The 527-nt window shown below is 36.8% G+C and carries 1 pseudogene; it reads right to left on the reverse strand.

The features are described 5' to 3' along the window. Nucleotides 1–416: 416 nt before the first annotated feature. A pseudogene (locus tag SPADD19_RS12575) lies at nucleotides 417–527 on the reverse strand (arginine repressor); the annotation flags it as partial.

Consider the following 527-nt stretch of genomic DNA (forward strand, 5'->3'; position numbering starts at 1 on the left):
CTTAGGTGAGTACGGACGTCAGCGAACTTCTACGAAGTTACAAGACTAATTCAAGATACAGAGGGCGTCTGTGGATAAAGTCAAAATAGGAAGTTTGACGCAGAATCTTTTGATTCTAGAAAAACTTATCTTTTTGACACAATCCGCAGCCTGTGTTCAATTTTTATTGAGCCCCTTCGCTCTTTAATTTCTGGGCTCAGGCTAAAACAGTTTCCCAAACTGTTTTACTCTCAATAATTCCGAGTGCCTGAAACAATTTTGTTTCAGGCACTTTTCTCACGGCGGAAAGTTTCAGTGTTTTCTTAATTCATCCAAAAAATTAGAACACATTTTAATTTTTTTGCAGAATCGCTCACCTTATTTTAAGATAGTTTGTCTACATTTTAAAAAGTTTGGAAACTTGGTTTCCAAACTTTTTATTTACTAAAGAAGAAGGGTGGGGTGAATTCTTTTAATTTTTCAAAACAATCCAAAGCTCCTTGGTTGTCTTCGCAGATGACCAAGCAGACATCGTCTCCGCAAATGGT

This window comes from Streptococcus parasanguinis (assembly GCF_001578955.1).
GTDB classification, from domain to species: domain Bacteria; phylum Bacillota; class Bacilli; order Lactobacillales; family Streptococcaceae; genus Streptococcus; species Streptococcus parasanguinis_U.